Origin of the sequence: Pseudomonas sp. NPDC087614 (genome assembly GCF_044743485.1) — a bacterium.
Lineage (GTDB): Bacteria > Pseudomonadota > Gammaproteobacteria > Pseudomonadales > Pseudomonadaceae > Aquipseudomonas > Aquipseudomonas baetica_A.
Window position 1 is genome coordinate 1 of the sequence record NZ_JBIUWN010000096.1, and the last position, 17720, is coordinate 17720.

Below are 17720 nucleotides of genomic sequence, written 5' to 3' on the forward strand. Positions count from 1 at the left end.
CCCGGGTGGTATTTGCTCTGTTGAAAAACCAGAGCGAATACTCCCCTAAAGCGGTTTAGGGGCTAGGCATGAACCATAGAATCTCCCACAGTGGGCTTTGTGTTCGGCAATAAAAAAGCGGCGCCTGCGAGGGCACCGCTTTTTTATGCGCGGGATTTAGAAGTCCAGCACGACTCCGACGTTAACCCCTTGCTGGGTAAAGTCATCGTCCTTGCGCAACGTATAACCGCCACGCAGCGCCAGATCTGCCGTCAGTTTATGGCTGACGCCCAGGCTCAAACGGTTCAAATGACTCTGCGGTGTGTAGCCTTCGAGTTTGAAGTCGTTGGCCGGCAGGGTATTGAGCGCGATGTTGACCTTCTGCACGTCATCCTCGTACTCACGTTCGTGGGCGTATTCACCAAACACCTGGGTTTGTGGGGTGATGTTGTACTTGCCCTGAATACCGAGGCCCAGACGTTTCGAATCACGCGCCTGGTCATCGAAGGTCAGTGCTGTGGCCCGGTTGCTTTTCTCTGAGTAACCATCGACATCCACGCTGGCGTAGTCGGCGCTGACGAACGGCGACAAATGCCATTCACTGCCCGGTTGGGCAATGTCGTATCCGATGCGGGTACTGAACGCCCACAGGTGGCCGTCGGTATCACCTTTCTCCGCACCTTCACTGACGCCCAGATCGAACTTGCGCTTGAGGTTGTCGTAGTCGAGTTTGCCACCGGTCAGCGCAGCGTCAGCCCACCAGCGGTTTTGCTGGAACTGGGCGAAGGCTGTCGCCAGATAGCTGTTGAGTTTGTAGTCCGAATCGTTGTGGCCTGCCTCCAGATTCTGCCGGTAGAAACCTGCCGCTACGCCTAACCGCCAAGCGTCATTGAGGCGATAGCTGCCACCCACGTTGAGGTTGTAACCACTGCCGTCGGCGCTGGCGCCGCTGCTTTGGCTGTCGACATCCAGGTGCTGGCCACCGGCGGAGACAATCGCCCGCCACTGACCGACGGGTTGCCAGTTCTCCCAATCCGCTTTCCATTGAGTACGCAGTTCATCCTGGTGCGCACGCAGCGTGGCGTGGGCCATTTCCGGCAGCAGTGTCAGCTCCCACGGTGCGGCCAACAGCGAATAGGCGTAGTCGGAGATCAGTTTCTGCCCGGTTTCGGTCGGGTGTACGCCGTCGTTGTAGATCAGCTTGCTCGGATCCGGCGTCGCACTGTTGATGCCGTAGCGGGCATTCTCCGTGCAACTGCTGCCGCTGAAGCAGGTTGCGGTCAGGTTCTGGTCGGTGGCCAGGCCAAAACGTCCGGGATCTGCGAAAGCCTCCGACAGGAGCACTGGAATATTCAACGGAATGATTTCAGCGTTGATGCCCTGTAAACGTGTCACCAATTGGCTGTTGAACTGGCTGGCGAGTTGACTGCTGAGCGCCTGAAAAGGCGTACCGTTGATGGCCGGGGTCAAACCGACATCAGGCAACAGCCAGACCATCACGTATTTGGCGCCGGCCGTTTGCAGGGCTTGTACGCTGTCAGCCAATCGGTCGGCACCCGCGTTAGCCTGAGGCAGGCTGAGAATTCGACCCTGCAGGAAGTCGTTGCCACCGCCGGAAATGTAGTACAGCGCATTCGGGTCGGCGCGCAAGCCGTTCGACGGCAGGTAGCCGGCGCGGGTGCGTTCCCCTGTGGCAGATTGCGTAGTGATCGAGTCAAGGATCTGGTCAGTTCGATACCCCCCCACCGCCCAGTTGTTGCCGTCCGGCAGGCCTGCGTTGGCGCGTACAGCGGAGCTGGAGGAGGCCGTTTGATCCGCCGTAAACCCGAGGCGTCCGCCCAGCAGTTGCGTGGAGTTCAGCGAGCGCAGTTCACCGCTGCCATCCAGATAAACCGGGCCGGTACGGTTGGTGTAGCGCTGGGTGGCGCCCGCCGGGCCGCCGGTGTCGGTGAATGTCCCGGCATCGTTGAGGCTGTCGCCAAAGACAATGAAGCTTGAGTATGGATTGGGTGCAGCATTCGCCTGGGCGCAGGCCAGGGCGAGCAAGCAACCGGCCAGCGGTGCAAACAACGTCTGTTTGATCATGAGCAAGTCCATTTATTTATTGTTGTAGGTGAACGAAACGACAGTACCAAAAACTTTCGACCTTTAGCCATCGGTCACGAACCCTTGCGTAGTTTTGTCCCCAGTCAGCCCCGCCATATTGCACGCTCTGCCCAGCTAAGTTACTGTGCCGGAACGTATGAACGAGACCTTCCCCGTGTTGATCACCAGCAAACTTCTGGATCAAGTCATCAAGGCACACGCCCGTTGGCGTTGGCGCGCCTGAATCTTTTCTGCCGGCCTGGCCGGATTTGTATCGCTTTGCCTTCCTTGCCCGTTTGAAATGCCGCTTTGCCGACGCCACCTGTGCGCCCGACATCGTGCAGCGCCCTGCGGGCAAGTCATCTGAAGGCTGTCTTCAAGTCAGAATTCAAGAGGTTCGAAACGCCATGTTGCTGATGATCGACAACTACGACTCCTTTACTTACAACGTTGTGCAGTACCTCGGCGAACTGGGGGCCGAAGTCAAAGTCGTGCGCAACGACGAATTGACCATTGCCGAAATCGAAGCGCTCAAGCCAGAGCGCATCGTGGTTTCTCCGGGGCCTTGCACGCCGACCGAAGCCGGCATCTCCATCGAGGCCATCAAGCACTTTGCCGGCAAGCTGCCCATTCTCGGCGTCTGCCTCGGCCACCAGTCCATCGGTCAGGCCTTTGGCGGGAATGTGGTGCGTGCCCGCCAAGTGATGCACGGTAAGACTAGTCCGGTATTCCATGAGGACAAGGGCGTTTTCGAAGGTCTCAACCATCCGCTGACTGTCACCCGCTACCACTCGCTGATCGTCAAGCACGCGACCTTGCCCGATTGCCTGGAGCTGACGGCCTGGACGCAACACGAAGACGGCTCTGTCGACGAAATCATGGGCCTGCGTCACAAGACCCTGAACATAGAAGGTGTACAGTTCCACCCCGAGTCGATCCTGACTGAGCAGGGCCATGAACTGTTTGCCAACTTCCTCAAACAAACCGGCGGCACGCGCTAAGGACTTCCCGTGAATATCAAGACAGCCCTGAGCCGTATCGTCGATCACCTCGACCTCAGCACCGATGAAATGCGCGACGTGATGCGCGAAATCATGACCGGCCAATGCACTGACGCGCAGATCGGCGCGTTCATGATGGCCATGCGCATGAAGAGCGAAAGCATCGATGAAATCGTCGGCGCCGTATCGGTGATGCGTGAACTGGCCGATCAGGTCGAACTCAAGACCCTCGACGGTGTGGTCGATGTGGTCGGCACCGGCGGTGACGGTGCCAACATTTTCAACGTATCGACCGCTTCTTCTTTTGTTGTTGCGGCAGCGGGTTGCACCGTGGCCAAACACGGCAATCGCGCGGTGTCGGGCAAGAGCGGCAGCGCCGACTTGCTGGAAGCCGCCGGTATCTACCTCAAACTGACGCCGGTTCAGGTCGCCCGTTGCATCGACAACGTCGGCATCGGTTTCATGTTTGCCCAGACCCATCACAAAGCCATGAAGTATGCCGCCGGCCCGCGCCGCGATCTGGGGCTGCGTACGCTGTTCAACATGCTCGGCCCGCTTACGAATCCGGCCGGTGTTAAACATCAGGTGGTGGGTGTGTTCAACCCGGCGTTGTGCCGCCCGTTGGCGGAAGTCTTGCAACGCTTGGGCAGCAAGCATGTGCTGGTGGTGCATTCCAAGGATGGTCTGGACGAATTCAGCCTTGCTGCGCCGACTTTTGTTGCCGAGCTGAAAAACAACGAGATCACCGAGTATTGGGTCGAACCCGAGGACTTGGGCATGAAGAGCCAGAGCCTGCACGGCCTGTCGGTCGACGGCCCGGAAGCTTCGCTGGCGTTGATCCGCGACGCACTTGGCAAGCGCAAAACCGAGAACGGCCAGAAAGCCGCCGAAATGATTGTGCTCAACGCCGGCGCGGCACTCTACGCCGCCGACGTGGCCAGCAGTTTGAAACAAGGCGTGGAGCTAGCGCACGACGCTCTGCACACCGGCCTCGCTCGGGAAAAACTCGAGGAGCTGGGCGCCTTTACCGCGGTATTCAAAGTGGAGAATGAAGGATGAGTGTACCGACGGTTCTGGAAAACATTCTGGCGCGCAAAGTTCAGGAAATCGCCGAGCGTAGCGCTCGTGTGAGCCTGAGCGAGCTGGAAAATCTGGCCAAAGCGGCCGATGCGCCCCGTGGTTTCGCCCAGGCGTTGTTGGCGCAGGCCAAGACCAAGCAGCCGGCGGTCATTGCCGAGATCAAAAAGGCGTCGCCAAGCAAAGGCGTGATCCGCGAAAACTTCGTTCCGGCCGACATTGCCAAAAGTTACGAGAAGGGTGGGGCGACCTGTCTTTCCGTACTGACCGATATCGATTACTTCCAAGGCGCCGATGCGTACCTGCAACAGGCTCGCGCCGCGTGCAAACTGCCGGTGATCCGCAAGGACTTCATGATCGATCCGTACCAGATCGTCGAAGCCCGTGCGCTGGGCGCCGACTGCGTGCTGTTGATCGTTTCTGCGCTGGATGACGTGAAAATGGCCGAGTTGGCGTCGGTGGCCAAAGGCGTTGGTCTTGATGTCTTGGTGGAAGTGCACGACGGTGATGAGCTGGAACGTGCGTTGAAAACTCTCGATACGCCACTGGTCGGGGTCAACAACCGTAATCTGCACACCTTTGATGTCAGTCTGGAAACCACCCTCGACCTGCTCCCGCGCATTCCGCGCGATCGCTTGGTAATCACCGAGAGCGGCATCCTCAACCGTGCGGATGTCGAACTGATGGAAATCAGCGACGTTTACGCGTTCCTGGTCGGCGAAGCGTTCATGCGCGCCGAAAGCCCGGGGGTCGAATTGCAGCGTCTGTTCTTCCCGGAACGTGGGGCTGCGGTCAGCGGCTCGACCCTCGACTGATCTTTTTTGCAGGCGCCCGCGTCCCCTTTGGGGTCGGGCTTGCTCGCGAAGAGGCCTTCAAATTCTCTAAAGACTTCAAGTCTGTCGGAGCCATGCATGTCGCAGCCAACCGCCCTGACCATCGAAGCCGGACTGCAAGCCGAGCAGGACTTGCTCGCCTCCGTCTGCGCCGGTGATGCGGAGTTCGGTCTTCTGTTCTGGCGACCCAGCGACCGCGCGCTGGTCATGCCGCGCCGCCTCAATCGCCTCCCCGGTTTCGAACATGCCTGCGAAGTCTCTGCCGCTGCCGGCTGGCCGGTGCTTCTGCGCGAAACTGGCGGCGAACCCGTCCCGCAATCTGCGGCGACGATCAACATTGCACTGGTCTACGCGCCACCCCGCAACGAAGGCGATCTGAACCGCATCGAAACCGGCTACCGCCGCTTGTGCGATCCGATCTGTCAGTTGCTTGATGAGTTGGGCGGCACATCGTCCTTGGGTGAGATCGACGGAGCTTTTTGCGACGGGCGTTTCAACGTTAATCTCGACGGCCGCAAAATGGTTGGCACCGCCCAGCGCTGGCGCCAGAGTCAGGGCGGACAGCGTCCGGTAGGCCTGGTACACGGTGCGATGCTGATGGAGAACGAACGCGAATCGATGGTCGCGGCGGTCAATCGTTTCAACCAAGCTTGTGGCCTGGAATCGCGAGTGCGTGCCGAAAGCCATATCGCTTTGCACGAGAGATTCAGCGCGCCACAGGCGTTGGCGCGACTCGATGAGCTCTTTCGTTTAATGCTGGCGCAGATGTACAGCGTCGGTATCTAACGCGTACCGAAGACCACCATCGTCTTGCCTTTCACGTCGACCAGGTTGCGCTCCTCCAGATCCTTGAGCACGCGACCGACCATCTCCCGCGAACAACCGACGATCCGGCCGATTTCCTGACGGGTCACCTTGATCTGCATGCCGTCCGGGTGGGTCATCGCGTCGGGTTGCTTGCACAACTCCAACAGGCAGCGTGCCACTCGTCCCGTGACGTCGAAGAACGCCAGATCGCCGACCTTGCGCGTGGTGTTGCGCAGGCGTTGTGCGATTTGTCCGCTGAGGACGTAAAGAATATCCGGATCCTGCTGTGACAATTCGCGGAACTTCGCGTAGCTGATTTCCGCCGTTTCGCACTCGACCTTGGCCCGCACCCAGGCACTGCGCTGCTGTTCCTGGCCGGCCTGTTCAAACAGTCCCAGTTCGCCGAAGAAGTCCCCCGCATTCAGGTACGCAATGATCATCTCGCGGCCGTCGTCATCCTCGATCAGGATCGTCACCGACCCCTTGATGATGAAGTACAACGTGTCCGAACGATCTCCAGCACAAATGATGTTGCTCTTGGCCGCATGCCGGCGGCGTTGACAATGCGTCAACAGCTTGTCGAGGTTCTTGATTTTGGGTGTGGGGGTAATAGCAACCATGGTTGTATCCCGAAAAAACTGCACGGTTATGTTTGATTTTTTATGAGGCGCTGAAGGCGGTCGCTACACAACTGGCTGAGCGCCAGCGAATTGGCGCCAGCTTACCAGACACTTCCGCGCAAATTCGAGAAATTACCTACGCTGGTGGAGCATTCGTCCTATGAACGCTGCTCGCTGCCAGAGCAAAGCCCTGTGATAAGCTGGCGACCCTTTTTTTACAGTGGAGTCTGGGCGATGAAGGCACGCATCCAATGGGCTGGTGAGGCCATGTTTCTCGGCGAATCCGGTAGTGGGCATGTTGTGGTCATGGACGGTCCGCCGGACGCCGGTGGTCGTAATCTGGGTGTTCGCCCGATGGAAATGCTCCTGCTGGGCGTCGGCGGTTGCAGCAACTTCGACGTGGTCAGCATTCTGAAAAAGTCCCGTCAGAACGTTGAAAGCTGTGAAGCCTTCCTTGAAGCCGAGCGCGCGACTGAAGATCCGAAGGTGTTCACCAAGATCCACATGCACTTCGTGGTCAAGGGCCGTGGCCTGAAAGAAGCTCAGGTCAAGCGCGCTATCGAACTGTCTGCCGAAAAATATTGCTCGGCTTCGATCATGCTCGGCGCCGCTGGCGTTGCTATCACCCACGATTACGAAATCGTCGAACTCGGTTGAATCGACATTCAACCGTCATAAAGGCAGTGCAGGATCTGGCGACCCCCCGTTGACGTCTGCATGATGCGCCACTTTTTTAAGGGCGCTGATCGGCCAGCCGGCGGGGCCGAGGCACAAAAAAGGCGACTACTTAGCGGTAGTCGCCTTTTTTATGGCTGGGATAAAGAAGCGGTGGGCGTTGACTGACCAGCGATGAGGCTCTTTCGCAGGGATGCAATCTTCAGATCCGGTAGGTGCTCTTGGTCATCACCTTCGCCAAAAGACTCATCCCGAACTTGACCGGTGCCGGAAAGCGGAAACCGCCAGCCTCCAGCGCACTTTCGGCATGATGCTCTTCATCGATACGCATCTGCTGCAGAATTGCCCGAGATTTTTCATCCTCAGTCGGCAGTTGCTCCAGATGCTCATTCAAGTGTTTGCACACCTGATGCTCGGTGGCCGCGACAAACCCCAGGCTGACCTTGTCGCTGATCAAGCCAGCGACAGCACCGATGCCGAACGACATGCCATAAAACAGCGGATTGAGAACGCTGGTATGGCTCCCTAGTTGCTGGATGCGTTGTTCGCACCAGACCAGGTGATCAATTTCCTCTTCGGCGGCGTGCTCCATGGCTTCGCGCACCTGCGGCAACTTGGCGGTCAGCGCCTGGCCCTGATACAGCGCTTGGGCACAGACTTCACCGGTATGGTTGATACGCATCAGGCCGGCGACATGGCGGGTGTCTTCGTCGCTCATTTGTGTTTCCGGCTGCAGGATGGCCGGCGACGGGCGGTACGGCTGGCCACTGAATGGCAGTAATGTACGCATCGCGGCATCGGCTTGCAGCAGAAGACGGTCAATCGGCGAGTAGTGACGTTGGGTAGTCATGCTGACCTCCGGGAAGAATCTCGATGGCCAGTTTAACCGAATCGGCCAGGGAAGGTTTGCGCTGGGTCATATGCCGCAGGGGCATGCCGCTTTGTGGGCGCGGGGTGTGCTCGCGAAAACGGTGTGTCAGCCGAAGATGCTCCGAAAGTACTCACATCTTCACGAGCAAGCCCCACCCCCGCAGTGGAGGGGATTGTGCCTTAGCCCGGTGGCCAGTTCATCTGGCGCTGACCCAGTACGTGCATATGAATGTGATAGACGGTCTGCCCACCTTTTTCATTGCAGTTCATCACCACGCGAAAGCCTTCTTCACAACCCAACTCCAGCGCCAGACGCTGTGCAGTGAACAGGATATGCCCAGCCAGTGCCTTGTCGTCTTCAGTCAGATCATTGAGGGTACGCACCGGTTTCTTCGGGATCACCAGAAAATGTACCGGTGCCTGAGGGGCGATGTCGTGGAACGCCAGAACCTGGTCGTCCTCGTAAATGATGTTCGCCGGGATTTCCCGGTTGATGATCTTGGTGAACAGAGTATCCACTGCTGTTTTCTCCGTTGTGTGGGCTGGCCTGAGTGTACTCATGGGGAATGGGCCCGCCCAGTGTTTTGCCGTAGGACAGTTCAGCGCGGGCAGTAAGCCTTGTTGACCATGCCGACGAGGGTGCGATTGAGCCAGCGCGAACCGAGTCGCGGCAGAAACGCGAGCCAGCGATTGCGCCGTCCTGGAATGATGATCGCGCGGTTTTTTTCCAGTGCGCGCACGGTGTATAGCGCGACTTCTTCGGGACTCATCAGCATTTTGCTGTCGTTGAGTTTGTCGTTGTTGAGCTGCGCGGTGCGGAAAAAGGCTGTGCGGGTAGGGCCAGGGCACAGAACCGAAACTTTTACTGCGCTCTGCTTGAGTTCCACGCGCAGCGCTTCGGAAAAATGCAGGACATAGGCCTTGCTGGCGTAGTACGTGCTCATCCACGGGCCGGGATTGAACGCGGCAATCGAGGCAACGTTGAGAATCTGCCCGCCACCCTGCAGCGCCATGCTGTTGCCGATCGCATGGCACAAGCGGGTGAGGGCGAGGATGTTGACCTCGATCAGATCCTGTTCGGTCATCCAGTCCTGAGCCAAAAAGGGGCCACAGGTACCGATGCCGGCGCAGTTCACCAACAGATCGATCTGTCGGTCACCTTCTTCCAGCTCCAGCAAAAAACCGGACAGGCGCAACGGCTCGCCCAGATCGCAGGCGCGGAACAGCACCTCGACGCCGAAGCGCTGGGTCAGTTCGATCGCAATGCTTTCCAGCTGATCACGCTGTCGTGCCACCAGAATCAGGTTGCGGCCGCGCCGGGCCAGCGCTTCGGCCATGGCCAGGCCGATTCCGCTGGAGGCGCCAGTGATCAGAGCGTAACGGGTCATGCCATTCTCCATCGCAACAACTGCGCGCCAGCGACGCGGGTGTCACGGCGGTGAGCGCTGTTCATTCGTTCGCAGAGTCTACAGGGGCCTGCGCGGCTTCGGCTGCCTCGTCAGCGGAATTTGCTGCCGGCTCGACTTCGACATCGATTTCGTCGGTGGTCACAGAGCCGCTTTCGTAACTGCTTTCCAGGGTGCTTTCGTATTCCTGCTGAACCGCCGAGATTCCACCGAGTATTGCGCCCGCGAATATCAGCGCGACAAACACGATCCACAGGGAGCACAGCACTTTCACTGCGGTGCTGTTGGGGGGCGGTGGAGGGCCATAGCGATTGGCGACGGTATTGCCGGGGACGGCCATAATCACCAGCGGGAAGAAACTGCCCACGAACGGTACAAGGTTCAGTAACCACAGCCAGCCTGACCAGCCGATGTCGTGCAAACGTTGAACGGTGAACAGGATGCTGACAATCATGAATCCCAGAAACAGGAAAAAGGCAAAGATGCCGCCGATGATCAGTCCGGTGGTGGAGTCACTGCTGACCAGTCCCAGCGCAATCAAGGCGAACACGCCGACGATGGGCATCGTCACCAGGCTGAGTACCATCGTCCAGGCCAGAAAGCGTAAACGTCCAATCCTGCCTTCGACGCTGAATGGTTTGAGCGTGGCGAATGGCGGCAGGCTCTCGCCTACGCTGGCGCGAGGTGGTGCATAGGGTGAGTCCGGTTCTGCCACGCCAGCGGATTGTTCGTGGACGTCCGATAGCTTCAGCTCAATGGCTGTTTCTGTTTCGATGCGCGCATCGATCCCGGTTTTGCTCAGCGCTTGCAAATAAGCTTGGGCATCGCCATGGGACAGGTCGCGTTTGAGTGCCACTGTACTGCCATTGAACAGACGCTCGATGGCGGTCACTTCGGTTTTGAACAGATCCGCCAGATTGAGTTTGGCAGTGGTGATATCGACACCGGGCTGTAGAGCGCCGTCGAAAACGATCTTGTAACGGGTGTCGCTCATGAGCGAGGCATCCTTGTCGCGAGTAGATTGAAAGGTCGTTAGTGTAAGGCCTGTCCACCAGGGACGGGCGCAATTTTCTCAGCGAGGCCAGCGTTTGGGCAACTGCGCTGCGCGCTCCTGGGCCTGGCGGTACTCGGCATCGAGGCGCGCGATCAACTGATCCACGCTTGGCAGATCATCGATCTGTCCGACACCTTGACCGGCAGACCACACGGTTTTCCAGGCTTTGGCTTCGTCGCTTATCGGTTTGAGCTTATCGCCGAAATTCACTTCGCCCTTGCCTTGTAGCGCGGTCATGTCGAAACCGGCCGCCTCCAGGCTTTGACGCATGAAACTGGCCGGCACCCCCGAGACCGCGGGAGTATGAATGATGTCTGCCGCTTTGGCTGTCAGCAGCATCTGCTTGTAGGCGTCAGGTGCATGACTTTCAGTGGTGCCGATAAATCGCGTACCGAAGTAGGCCAAATCCGCGCCGAGCATCTGTGCAGCAAGAATCTCATGCCCATGGTTCAGGCATCCTGCAAGCAACAACGTTTTGTCGAAGAACTCACGGATCTCGGCAATCAGTGCAAACGGGCTCCAGGTGCCAGCATGACCACCGGCGCCAGCCGCGACCGCAATCAAACCGTCGACACCCGCCTGGGCAGCCTTCTCGGCATGACGGCGGGTGGTGACGTCGTGGAAGACCAGACCGCCATAGCTGTGCACGGCGTCGACCAGCTCCTTGACCGCGCCGAGACTGGTGATGACGATGGGCACCTTGTGCTCGATGCAGATATTCAGATCCGCCTGCAAACGCGGGTTGCTGTTGTGAACAATAAGGTTCACTGCGTACGGTGCCGGGTTGTTCAGTGTCGCCAACCCCGCTTCGATCTGTTCCAGCCAGGCTTTGAAACCGCTGCTTTCGCGTTGGTTCAGCGCCGGGAAGCTACCGACCACGCCATTACGGCAGCAGGCGATCACCAGTTCAGGGTTGGAGATCAGAAACATCGGCGCCGCTACCACTGGCAGGCGCAGACGTTGTTCGAGTAGAGCGGGCAGCGACATTGGAAGTACCCCAAAGTGTTGTGTTCGTTGAAGTTAGAACGGCTTGACCACGACCAGAATTACGATAGCCAGCAATATCAGAACCGGCACTTCATTGAACCAGCGATAAAAGACATGGCTGCGGGTGTTCTCGCCACGAGCGAAACGTTTTACCTGCGCGCCGCACATGTGGTGGTAACCGATCAGCAAGACGACCAGGGTCAGTTTCGCGTGGATCCAGCCCCCCTGGCTGAAGATGCTCGGGTTGAGGTAGATCAGCCAGCCGCCAAAAATCAGCGTAGCGATCATTGCCGGGCCCATGATGCCGCGATACAGCTTGCGCTCCATGACGCTGAAGCGTTCCTTGCTGACGGTGTCTTCACTTTGCGCGTGATACACGAACAGTCGCGGCAGGTAAAACAGCCCGGCAAACCAGCAAACGACGCTGACGATATGAAAAGCCTTGATCCACAGATAGAGCATTTTGGTTTTTCCCTCATTCACGGTAAGCCGGATAGTAGAGGCTTGAGCGTCCGCACGTCACCTTGATGGTTGTCGCAGGCGCGCGTGGCCCCTATTATCGACGGCTTTCCAGTGGGTTCGTTGAGGGCAGGTTTATGGTCAAGGTCGGTATCGTCGGCGGCACGGGTTACACCGGTGTCGAACTGCTGCGTCTGTTGGCGCAGCATCCGCAGGCAGAAGTGGTCGTGATCACTTCCCGATCCGAGGCCGGTCTGCCCGTGGCTGACATGTACCCGAACCTGCGCGGACACTACGACGGCCTTGCGTTCAGCGTGCCCGATATCAAAACGTTGGGCGCTTGCGATGTGGTGTTTTTCGCGACGCCGCACGGTGTGGCTCACGCACTGGCAGGTGAATTGCTGGCCGCAGGCACCAAGGTCATCGACCTGTCTGCGGACTTCCGTCTTCAAGACGCTGAAGAATGGGCAAAGTGGTACGGTCAGCCTCACGGTGCTCCGCAGTTGCTGGATGAAGCTGTCTATGGCTTGCCTGAAGTCAATCGTGAGCAAATCAAGAAAGCACGCCTGATCGCGGTGCCGGGTTGCTATCCAACCGCAACACAGTTGGGTTTTCTGCCGTTGCTTGAAGCCGGTCTGGCCGACACCACGCGTTTGATCGCTGACTGCAAGTCCGGTGTCAGCGGTGCAGGTCGCGGCGCGGCTGTAGGCTCGCTGTACTCCGAGACGTCGCAAAGCATGAAGGCCTACGCGGTGAAAGGTCACCGTCACCTGCCGGAAATTCGCCAAGGGCTGCGTCGTGCGGCGGGCAAGGATGTCGGTCTGACGTTCGTTCCTCACTTGACCCCGATGATCCGTGGCATTCATTCCACGCTCTACGCGACCGTGGTTGATCGCTCGGTGGATCTGCAGGCATTGTTCGAAAAGCGTTATGCCGATGAGCCGTTCGTCGATGTGATGCCAGCCGGCAGTCATCCGGAAACCCGCAGTGTGCGCGGCGCCAACGTTTGCCGTATTGCGGTTCACCGTCCGCAGGATGGCGATCTGGTTGTGGTGTTGTCAGTGATCGACAACCTGGTCAAAGGCGCGTCGGGGCAGGCGGTGCAGAACATGAACATCCTGTTCGGCCTGGACGAGCGTTTCGGTCTGTCCCACGCCGGTATGCTGCCGTAACCTTTCGGTTGCACAGTAAAAAGGCCCGTTGAACGGGCCTTTTTGCGTTCTGAACCGCCGATCGGCTTGATTGATATACCGTAACAATAGTTGACCGATTTTCTCGGACAAGCGGATAATGCGCGTCATCACGCATTATGGCGGCGTAACGCCGGGAGATAGTCAGCATGAGCGTCGAATCCTTCACCCCCACGGCTTTGCAATTCACCCACGGTGCCGCGCACAAGGTGAAGAGCCTGGTCGATGAAGAGGGGAATGATCGCTTGAAGCTGCGCGTATTCGTTACGGGCGGCGGTTGTTCAGGGTTTCAATACGGTTTCACCTTCGATGAAGAGGTGGCAGAGGACGACACCATCGTCGAGCGTGAAGGTGTGAGTCTGGTGGTTGACCCGATGAGCTTCCAGTACCTGGCCGGTGCCGAGGTGGATTACCAGGAAGGTCTGGAAGGTTCGCGTTTCGTGATCAAGAACCCTAACGCCACCACGACCTGTGGTTGCGGATCTTCGTTCTCGATCTGATCGCACTTCGCTGTACACAGCAAAACGCCGCAGAGCCTCACGGTTCTGCGGCGTTTTGTTTTCTGTGAGTTGAGTCAGGCCGGGTAGATGGCGCCAAGTACTCGAAGGCCGCGGGCGCCGGTGACACTTGGGCGGTTGGCGGCAATGCCTTCGAGACAGCAATGGGCCAGCCAAGCGAAAGCCATGGCTTCGACCCAGTCCGGGTCTACACCGCGCGTGGCGGTGCTGGCGACTTTTGCCTTCGGCAGCAGATCGGCCAGTCGCTTCATAAGCGTGGCATTGTGCGCGCCGCCACCGCAGACCAACAGTTCTCTGGTATCGGATTGAGCGCTTTGCAGCGACTCAACGATAGTCAGCGCAGTCAGCTCCAGCAACGTGGCCTGGACGTTTTCAGCAGCAAGCTTCGGTAGGTGCGAGAGGTGCTGCTCCAGCCAAGGCAGATTGAACACTTCCCGCCCCGTGCTTTTCGGCCCTTTGGTCACGAAGAAAGGGTCGCTGAGCAGTGCTTTGAGCAGGCTTGGTTCAACGGCGCCAGTGGCTGCCCACTGACCATTGCGATCGTAGTTTTCTCCGACTTGTTGTTGAATCCAGGCGTCCATCAGCACGTTTCCGGGGCCGCAGTCGAAACCGGCTACAGGCTTGTTCGGCTCGATCAGGCTGAGATTGCTGAAACCGCCGACATTCAAGACAGCCTGGTTGCCGGTACGCTCTTCGAACAAGGCTTCATGGAAGGCTGGTACCAGTGGCGCGCCTTGGCCTCCGGCAGCGACATCGCGGCTGCGGAAGTCGCTGACCACGGTGATCCCCGTTAACTCTGTCAGCAGGGCTGGGTTGCCGATTTGTACGGTGAAGCCGCGTGCGGGCTCATGGCGAATGGTCTGGCCGTGACTGCCTATCGCGCGTATGGCTTGAGGTTGGAGCTTCTGCTGATCGAGGAGGGTGTGAATGCCCCGAGCGGCGAGCTTTACCCAGTTCTGCTGTGCAATCGCAGAGCGGACGATCTCGTCAGGGCCGCTGGCGCACAAGCCAAGTAGCTCGGCGCGCAGGGGTTCAGGCATAGGGATGTAATGCGAGGCGATCAGTTTGATCGCCGGGGCAAGTTCGATCAGCGCGATGTCCAGGCCATCGAGGCTGGTGCCCGACATTACACCGATATACAGGGTCATGGCTTAACGCTTGCTCGAAGCCAGCATTGTGGCCTTCTCTTTATCCATGCGTGCCATCAGCGGCTGGCTCTGAGCCATGAAGCGAGCGCGCTCGGATTTGGCGATCGGATCGGCCATTGGCAGTTTTTGTCCCAGTGGATCGACGTGAACGCCGTTGACCTGGAATTCATAGTGCAAGTGCGGACCGGTGGAGAGGCCGGTGGTGCCAATGTAGCCGATCACTTGGCCCTGCTTGACGGTACCACCGGTTTTTACGCCTTTGGCGAAGCCTTGCATGTGGCCGTAAAGGGTACGGTAAGTATTGCCGTGCTGGATGATCACTGTGTTGCCGTAGCCACCGCGACGGCCGGCCAACAGCACTTTGCCGTCACCGGCAGCCTTGATTGGGGTGCCGCGTGGTGCTGCGTAATCGACACCTTTATGAGCGCGGATCTTGTTGAGAATAGGGTGTTTACGTCCCATGGAGAACTTCGAGCTGATGCGGGCAAAGTCCACCGGGGTACGGATAAACGCCTTGCGCATGCTGTTGCCGTCAGCCGTGTAATAGCTGCTGTTGCCCTGTTTGTTGGTGTAACGAACTGCGGTGTAGGTCTTGCCTCGGTTGGTGAACCGCGCGGACAGGATCGGACCGTTGCCGACAGCTTTGCCGTTAACCACTTTCTGCTCGTAGATGACGTCGAAATCATCACCCTGACGGATGTCCTGCGCAAAGTCGATGTCATAGCCGAATACGTTGGCCATATCCATGGTCAGGCTGTGAGAGAGACCAGCACGCGCAGCGGACTGCGACAGCGAGCTGTTGATGACGCCGTGTGCATAAGCAGTGCGAACGGTAGGTTTCGCGATAACACGGTTGAAGGAATAACCTTTGTCATTCTTGGTCAGGGTGATGGTTTCGACATCACTGACCTTGCTGTGAAGGCTGGTCAGTTGCCCTTCCGGATTCAGATCGAATTCGAGTTTCTGGCCGTGTTTGAGCTGGCTGAATTGCTTGGCTTGCTTGTCACTGGCCAGTACTTCATGCACGGCCGAAGCCGGCAGCCCCACCTTTTCGAATAATGTGGACAGCGTATCGCCCTTGGCGACGACGATTTCACGGTGTCCGGGGTCTTTCGGTTTTTCGGGGGGCTGAGCTGTCGCAGAGGCGGTTTCAGGGGCGTTTTCGCTACTGTTTTCTACCTGTGCAAATGGCGAAGCTACTGGCTCGTTTGTGGCTTGAGCCGCGTCAGCGGCGTCTTGATCTTGTGCCAGTTGATCAGCAGGACTTTCCAGTTCAAGGCTCAGGGTTGTCTTTTTGGCTTCAACATCACTGGAAGGAAATACCAGGAGCGCCAGGCTGAGAAGGGCGGCGATTCCACTTGCGGCGAGCAGGTGGGTCTTCGGGTAAAGCGGCGGCGCTTTAGACTGTTCTGTGGTCATAAGTAATTTTGACTTTGAAAAATGATGAATTGGAAAAGATGAATGACATGATGAAGATGAAATAACTGTATAAAATATAACCAAATCATCTCTGAAGCAAGTCTACAGACCTCGCGTCTGTGGATTGGTGTCCGTGCGCCGGGCAAAACTTGTAATTGGTGCGCGATCTTGTATGGTTGGTTCCCTTTGAATCTGAGCCTTGCGGGTCTGTTATGAAGTCGGTTGAAGAGCAGCTAGCGCTGATTAAACGTGGTGCGGAAGAACTGTTGGTCGAGTCCGAGCTGGTCGAGAAGCTCAAGCGTGGCCAGCCGCTGCGTATTAAGGCTGGTTTCGATCCAACCGCTCCCGATCTGCACTTGGGTCACACCGTGCTTATTAATAAGCTGCGCCAGTTCCAGGAGCTGGGGCATCAGGTGATCTTCCTTATAGGTGACTTTACCGGGATGATCGGTGATCCGAGCGGCAAGAGCGCAACACGGCCGCCGCTGACTCGTGAGCAGGTTTTGGAAAATGCCGAGACATACAAGACTCAGGTGTTCAAGATTCTTGATCCGGCGAAGACCGAAGTTGCGTTCAACTCCACCTGGATGGATCAGATGGGGCCGGCAGATTTCATTCGTCTGACTTCGCAGTACACCGTTGCTCGCATGCTTGAGCGTGATGACTTCGATAAGCGATACACCACCAATCAGCCGATCGCGATTCACGAATTTCTCTATCCGTTGGTTCAGGGTTATGACTCTGTCGCTCTGCGTGCGGATGTCGAGTTGGGTGGTACCGATCAGAAGTTCAATCTCCTGATGGGGCGTGAGTTGCAACGTGGTTATGGTCAAGAGGCTCAGTGCATTCTGACTATGCCGCTGCTGGAAGGGCTGGATGGCGTGAAGAAAATGTCCAAGTCGCTGGGCAATTACGTCGGCATCCAGGAGGCGCCTGGTGTCATGTACGGCAAGCTGGTTTCTATTCCGGATGCGCTTATGTGGCGTTACTTCGAGTTGCTCAGTTTCCGTACCATGGATGAGATTGGTGCGTTCCGTGCTGATGTAGAGGCTGGAGCCAATCCGCGCGATATCAAAATCAAACTGGCTGAAGAGATCGTTGCACGCTTCCATGGTGAAGAGGCGGCTGCCAATGCTCACCGCGCAGCGGGTAATCGTATGAAGGATGGCGAGTTGCCGGATGATCTGCCGGAGATCGAACTGGCTTCTGCTGAAGATATGCCAATCGCTGCTGTCCTTAACAAGGCGGGCCTGGTGAAGAACTCCGCTGCTGCACGAGATCTGCTGGCTTCTGGTGGTGTGCGGGTTGATGGTGAGGTGGTTGATCGCTCCTTTATATACGTACTGGGGGCGACTCACGTTTGCCAGGCCGGTAAGAAGGCATTCGCGCGTATTTCGTTGAAGTCTGAGGGGAATTGAAAATAGGTGTTGACGGCGAATTCCAGACGTCTATAATTCGCCCCACTTCCGGCGCAGTCGAAACGGAAAACTCTTTGAGATTCAATGAGTTATGAGGTTTTCGGCAGCAAGTTGCTTCAGTTCATCGAAGCCAGAAAGAAGTTGAAAAAGAGGTGTTGACAGCAGCGTGTAACG

General features: G+C 57.7%; 18 protein-coding genes. 8 read left to right on the forward strand and 10 right to left on the reverse strand.

Features of this window, described 5'->3' with window-relative positions; all coding sequences use genetic code 11:
- Positions 1-156 precede the first annotated feature (156 nt).
- Positions 157-2064 carry an esterase EstP gene (gene estP / locus ACIOWA_RS24695; protein WP_339433321.1) on the reverse strand — a complete coding sequence of 636 codons (1908 nt, stop codon included), beginning with the start codon at positions 2062-2064 and terminating at the stop codon, positions 157-159.
- A gap of 407 nt (positions 2065-2471) precedes the next feature.
- On the opposite strand from estP, the gene ACIOWA_RS24700 reads away from it, so the two are divergent.
- The 4 genes from ACIOWA_RS24700 to ACIOWA_RS24715 all read left to right on the forward strand — a co-directional run bounded on the left by ACIOWA_RS24700 (position 2472) and on the right by ACIOWA_RS24715 (position 5761).
- Positions 2472-3065 (forward strand): aminodeoxychorismate/anthranilate synthase component II, encoded by a 594-nt coding sequence (locus ACIOWA_RS24700; RefSeq protein WP_339433322.1) that lies wholly within the window; start codon positions 2472-2474, stop codon positions 3063-3065.
- Positions 3066-3074: 9 nt separating this feature from the next.
- Entirely contained in the window at positions 3075-4124 is a 1050-nt protein-coding gene (trpD, locus tag ACIOWA_RS24705) for an anthranilate phosphoribosyltransferase (protein WP_401162397.1), read from the forward strand.
- A complete protein-coding gene (gene trpC / locus ACIOWA_RS24710; RefSeq protein ID WP_339433323.1) occupies positions 4121-4957 on the forward strand; it encodes an indole-3-glycerol phosphate synthase TrpC in 837 nt (278 codons plus the stop codon). The genes trpD and trpC overlap by 4 nt, the downstream gene beginning before the upstream one ends.
- A 96-nt stretch (positions 4958-5053) precedes the next feature.
- Positions 5054-5761, forward strand: coding sequence for a biotin/lipoate A/B protein ligase family protein (locus ACIOWA_RS24715; RefSeq protein WP_401162399.1), 708 nt, complete (start codon positions 5054-5056; stop codon positions 5759-5761).
- On the opposite strand, the gene crp is transcribed toward ACIOWA_RS24715, so the two are convergent.
- Entirely contained in the window at positions 5758-6402 is a 645-nt protein-coding gene (crp, locus tag ACIOWA_RS24720; RefSeq protein ID WP_339433325.1) for a cAMP-activated global transcriptional regulator CRP, read from the reverse strand. The two genes, ACIOWA_RS24715 and crp, sit on opposite strands and share 4 nt — an antisense overlap.
- A gap of 234 nt (positions 6403-6636) precedes the next feature.
- Between crp and ACIOWA_RS24725 the strand changes: the two genes are divergently transcribed.
- Positions 6637-7059: an OsmC family protein gene (locus ACIOWA_RS24725; protein ID WP_221731079.1), complete on the forward strand. Its 423-nt coding sequence runs from the start codon at positions 6637-6639 to the stop codon at positions 7057-7059.
- Positions 7060-7279: 220 nt separating this feature from the next.
- On the opposite strand, the gene coq7 is transcribed toward ACIOWA_RS24725, so the two are convergent.
- The 6 genes from coq7 to hemJ form a co-directional block, all read right to left on the reverse strand.
- A complete protein-coding gene (coq7, locus tag ACIOWA_RS24730) occupies positions 7280-7927 on the reverse strand; it encodes a 2-polyprenyl-3-methyl-6-methoxy-1,4-benzoquinone monooxygenase (protein WP_339433326.1) in 648 nt (215 codons plus the stop codon).
- Positions 7928-8127: 200 nt separating this feature from the next.
- The gene (locus tag ACIOWA_RS24735) at positions 8128-8466 is read right to left on the reverse strand and encodes a histidine triad nucleotide-binding protein (RefSeq protein ID WP_122594836.1); all 339 of its coding nucleotides are present in this window, start codon (positions 8464-8466) and stop codon (positions 8128-8130) included.
- Positions 8467-8546: 80 nt separating this feature from the next.
- On the reverse strand, positions 8547-9335 hold the full coding sequence (locus ACIOWA_RS24740; RefSeq protein WP_339539595.1) for an SDR family oxidoreductase: 789 nt from the start codon (positions 9333-9335) through the stop codon (positions 8547-8549).
- A 61-nt stretch (positions 9336-9396) separates the two neighbouring features.
- Entirely contained in the window at positions 9397-10347 is a 951-nt protein-coding gene (locus tag ACIOWA_RS24745; protein ID WP_339433328.1) for a DUF805 domain-containing protein, read from the reverse strand.
- Positions 10348-10425: 78 nt separating this feature from the next.
- Positions 10426-11394, reverse strand: coding sequence for a nitronate monooxygenase family protein (locus ACIOWA_RS24750; RefSeq protein ID WP_339495573.1), 969 nt, complete (start codon positions 11392-11394; stop codon positions 10426-10428).
- Between the two features lie 33 nt (positions 11395-11427).
- Complete coding sequence (gene hemJ / locus ACIOWA_RS24755) at positions 11428-11856, reverse strand: protoporphyrinogen oxidase HemJ (RefSeq protein ID WP_339433330.1); 429 nt, start codon at positions 11854-11856, stop codon at positions 11428-11430.
- A 134-nt stretch (positions 11857-11990) separates the two neighbouring features.
- On the opposite strand from hemJ, the gene argC reads away from it, so the two are divergent.
- Both argC and erpA read left to right on the forward strand, forming a co-directional pair.
- Complete coding sequence (gene argC / locus ACIOWA_RS24760) at positions 11991-13025, forward strand: N-acetyl-gamma-glutamyl-phosphate reductase (protein ID WP_339433331.1); 1035 nt, start codon at positions 11991-11993, stop codon at positions 13023-13025.
- A 167-nt stretch (positions 13026-13192) separates the two neighbouring features.
- On the forward strand, positions 13193-13543 hold the full coding sequence (erpA, locus tag ACIOWA_RS24765) for an iron-sulfur cluster insertion protein ErpA (protein WP_060541601.1): 351 nt from the start codon (positions 13193-13195) through the stop codon (positions 13541-13543).
- Between the two features lie 74 nt (positions 13544-13617).
- Here erpA and ACIOWA_RS24770 read toward each other — a convergent pair whose 3' ends face one another.
- Both ACIOWA_RS24770 and ACIOWA_RS24775 read right to left on the reverse strand, forming a co-directional pair.
- The gene (locus ACIOWA_RS24770) at positions 13618-14709 is read right to left on the reverse strand and encodes an anhydro-N-acetylmuramic acid kinase (protein ID WP_401162403.1); all 1092 of its coding nucleotides are present in this window, start codon (positions 14707-14709) and stop codon (positions 13618-13620) included.
- 3 nt (positions 14710-14712) lie between these two features.
- Entirely contained in the window at positions 14713-16128 is a 1416-nt protein-coding gene (locus ACIOWA_RS24775; protein WP_339433336.1) for a peptidoglycan DD-metalloendopeptidase family protein, read from the reverse strand.
- A gap of 212 nt (positions 16129-16340) precedes the next feature.
- Here ACIOWA_RS24775 and tyrS point away from each other — a divergent pair, with 212 nt between their 5' ends.
- Positions 16341-17546 carry a tyrosine--tRNA ligase gene (gene tyrS / locus ACIOWA_RS24780; protein WP_339433333.1) on the forward strand — a complete coding sequence of 402 codons (1206 nt, stop codon included), beginning with the start codon at positions 16341-16343 and terminating at the stop codon, positions 17544-17546.
- Positions 17547-17720: the final 174 nt, after the last annotated feature.

Excerpts from the sequence above, each read along its gene's own strand:
- estP (WP_339433321.1), bottom strand. The coding sequence starts at position 2,064 with ATGATCAAACAGACGTTGTTTGCACCGCTGGCCGGTTGCTTGCTCGCC.
- ACIOWA_RS24700 (WP_339433322.1), top strand. The coding sequence starts at position 2,472 with ATGTTGCTGATGATCGACAACTACGACTCCTTTACTTACAACGTTGTG.
- trpC (WP_339433323.1), top strand. The coding sequence starts at position 4,121 with ATGAGTGTACCGACGGTTCTGGAAAACATTCTGGCGCGCAAAGTTCAG.
- ACIOWA_RS24715 (WP_401162399.1), top strand. The coding sequence starts at position 5,054 with ATGTCGCAGCCAACCGCCCTGACCATCGAAGCCGGACTGCAAGCCGAG.
- crp (WP_339433325.1), bottom strand. The coding sequence starts at position 6,402 with ATGGTTGCTATTACCCCCACACCCAAAATCAAGAACCTCGACAAGCTG.
- ACIOWA_RS24725 (WP_221731079.1), top strand. The coding sequence starts at position 6,637 with ATGAAGGCACGCATCCAATGGGCTGGTGAGGCCATGTTTCTCGGCGAA.
- coq7 (WP_339433326.1), bottom strand. The coding sequence starts at position 7,927 with ATGACTACCCAACGTCACTACTCGCCGATTGACCGTCTTCTGCTGCAA.
- ACIOWA_RS24740 (WP_339539595.1), bottom strand. The coding sequence starts at position 9,335 with ATGACCCGTTACGCTCTGATCACTGGCGCCTCCAGCGGAATCGGCCTG.
- ACIOWA_RS24745 (WP_339433328.1), bottom strand. The coding sequence starts at position 10,347 with ATGAGCGACACCCGTTACAAGATCGTTTTCGACGGCGCTCTACAGCCC.
- ACIOWA_RS24750 (WP_339495573.1), bottom strand. The coding sequence starts at position 11,394 with ATGTCGCTGCCCGCTCTACTCGAACAACGTCTGCGCCTGCCAGTGGTA.
- hemJ (WP_339433330.1), bottom strand. The coding sequence starts at position 11,856 with ATGCTCTATCTGTGGATCAAGGCTTTTCATATCGTCAGCGTCGTTTGC.
- argC (WP_339433331.1), top strand. The coding sequence starts at position 11,991 with ATGGTCAAGGTCGGTATCGTCGGCGGCACGGGTTACACCGGTGTCGAA.
- erpA (WP_060541601.1), top strand. The coding sequence starts at position 13,193 with ATGAGCGTCGAATCCTTCACCCCCACGGCTTTGCAATTCACCCACGGT.
- ACIOWA_RS24770 (WP_401162403.1), bottom strand. The coding sequence starts at position 14,709 with ATGACCCTGTATATCGGTGTAATGTCGGGCACCAGCCTCGATGGCCTG.
- ACIOWA_RS24775 (WP_339433336.1), bottom strand. The coding sequence starts at position 16,128 with ATGACCACAGAACAGTCTAAAGCGCCGCCGCTTTACCCGAAGACCCAC.
- tyrS (WP_339433333.1), top strand. The coding sequence starts at position 16,341 with ATGAAGTCGGTTGAAGAGCAGCTAGCGCTGATTAAACGTGGTGCGGAA.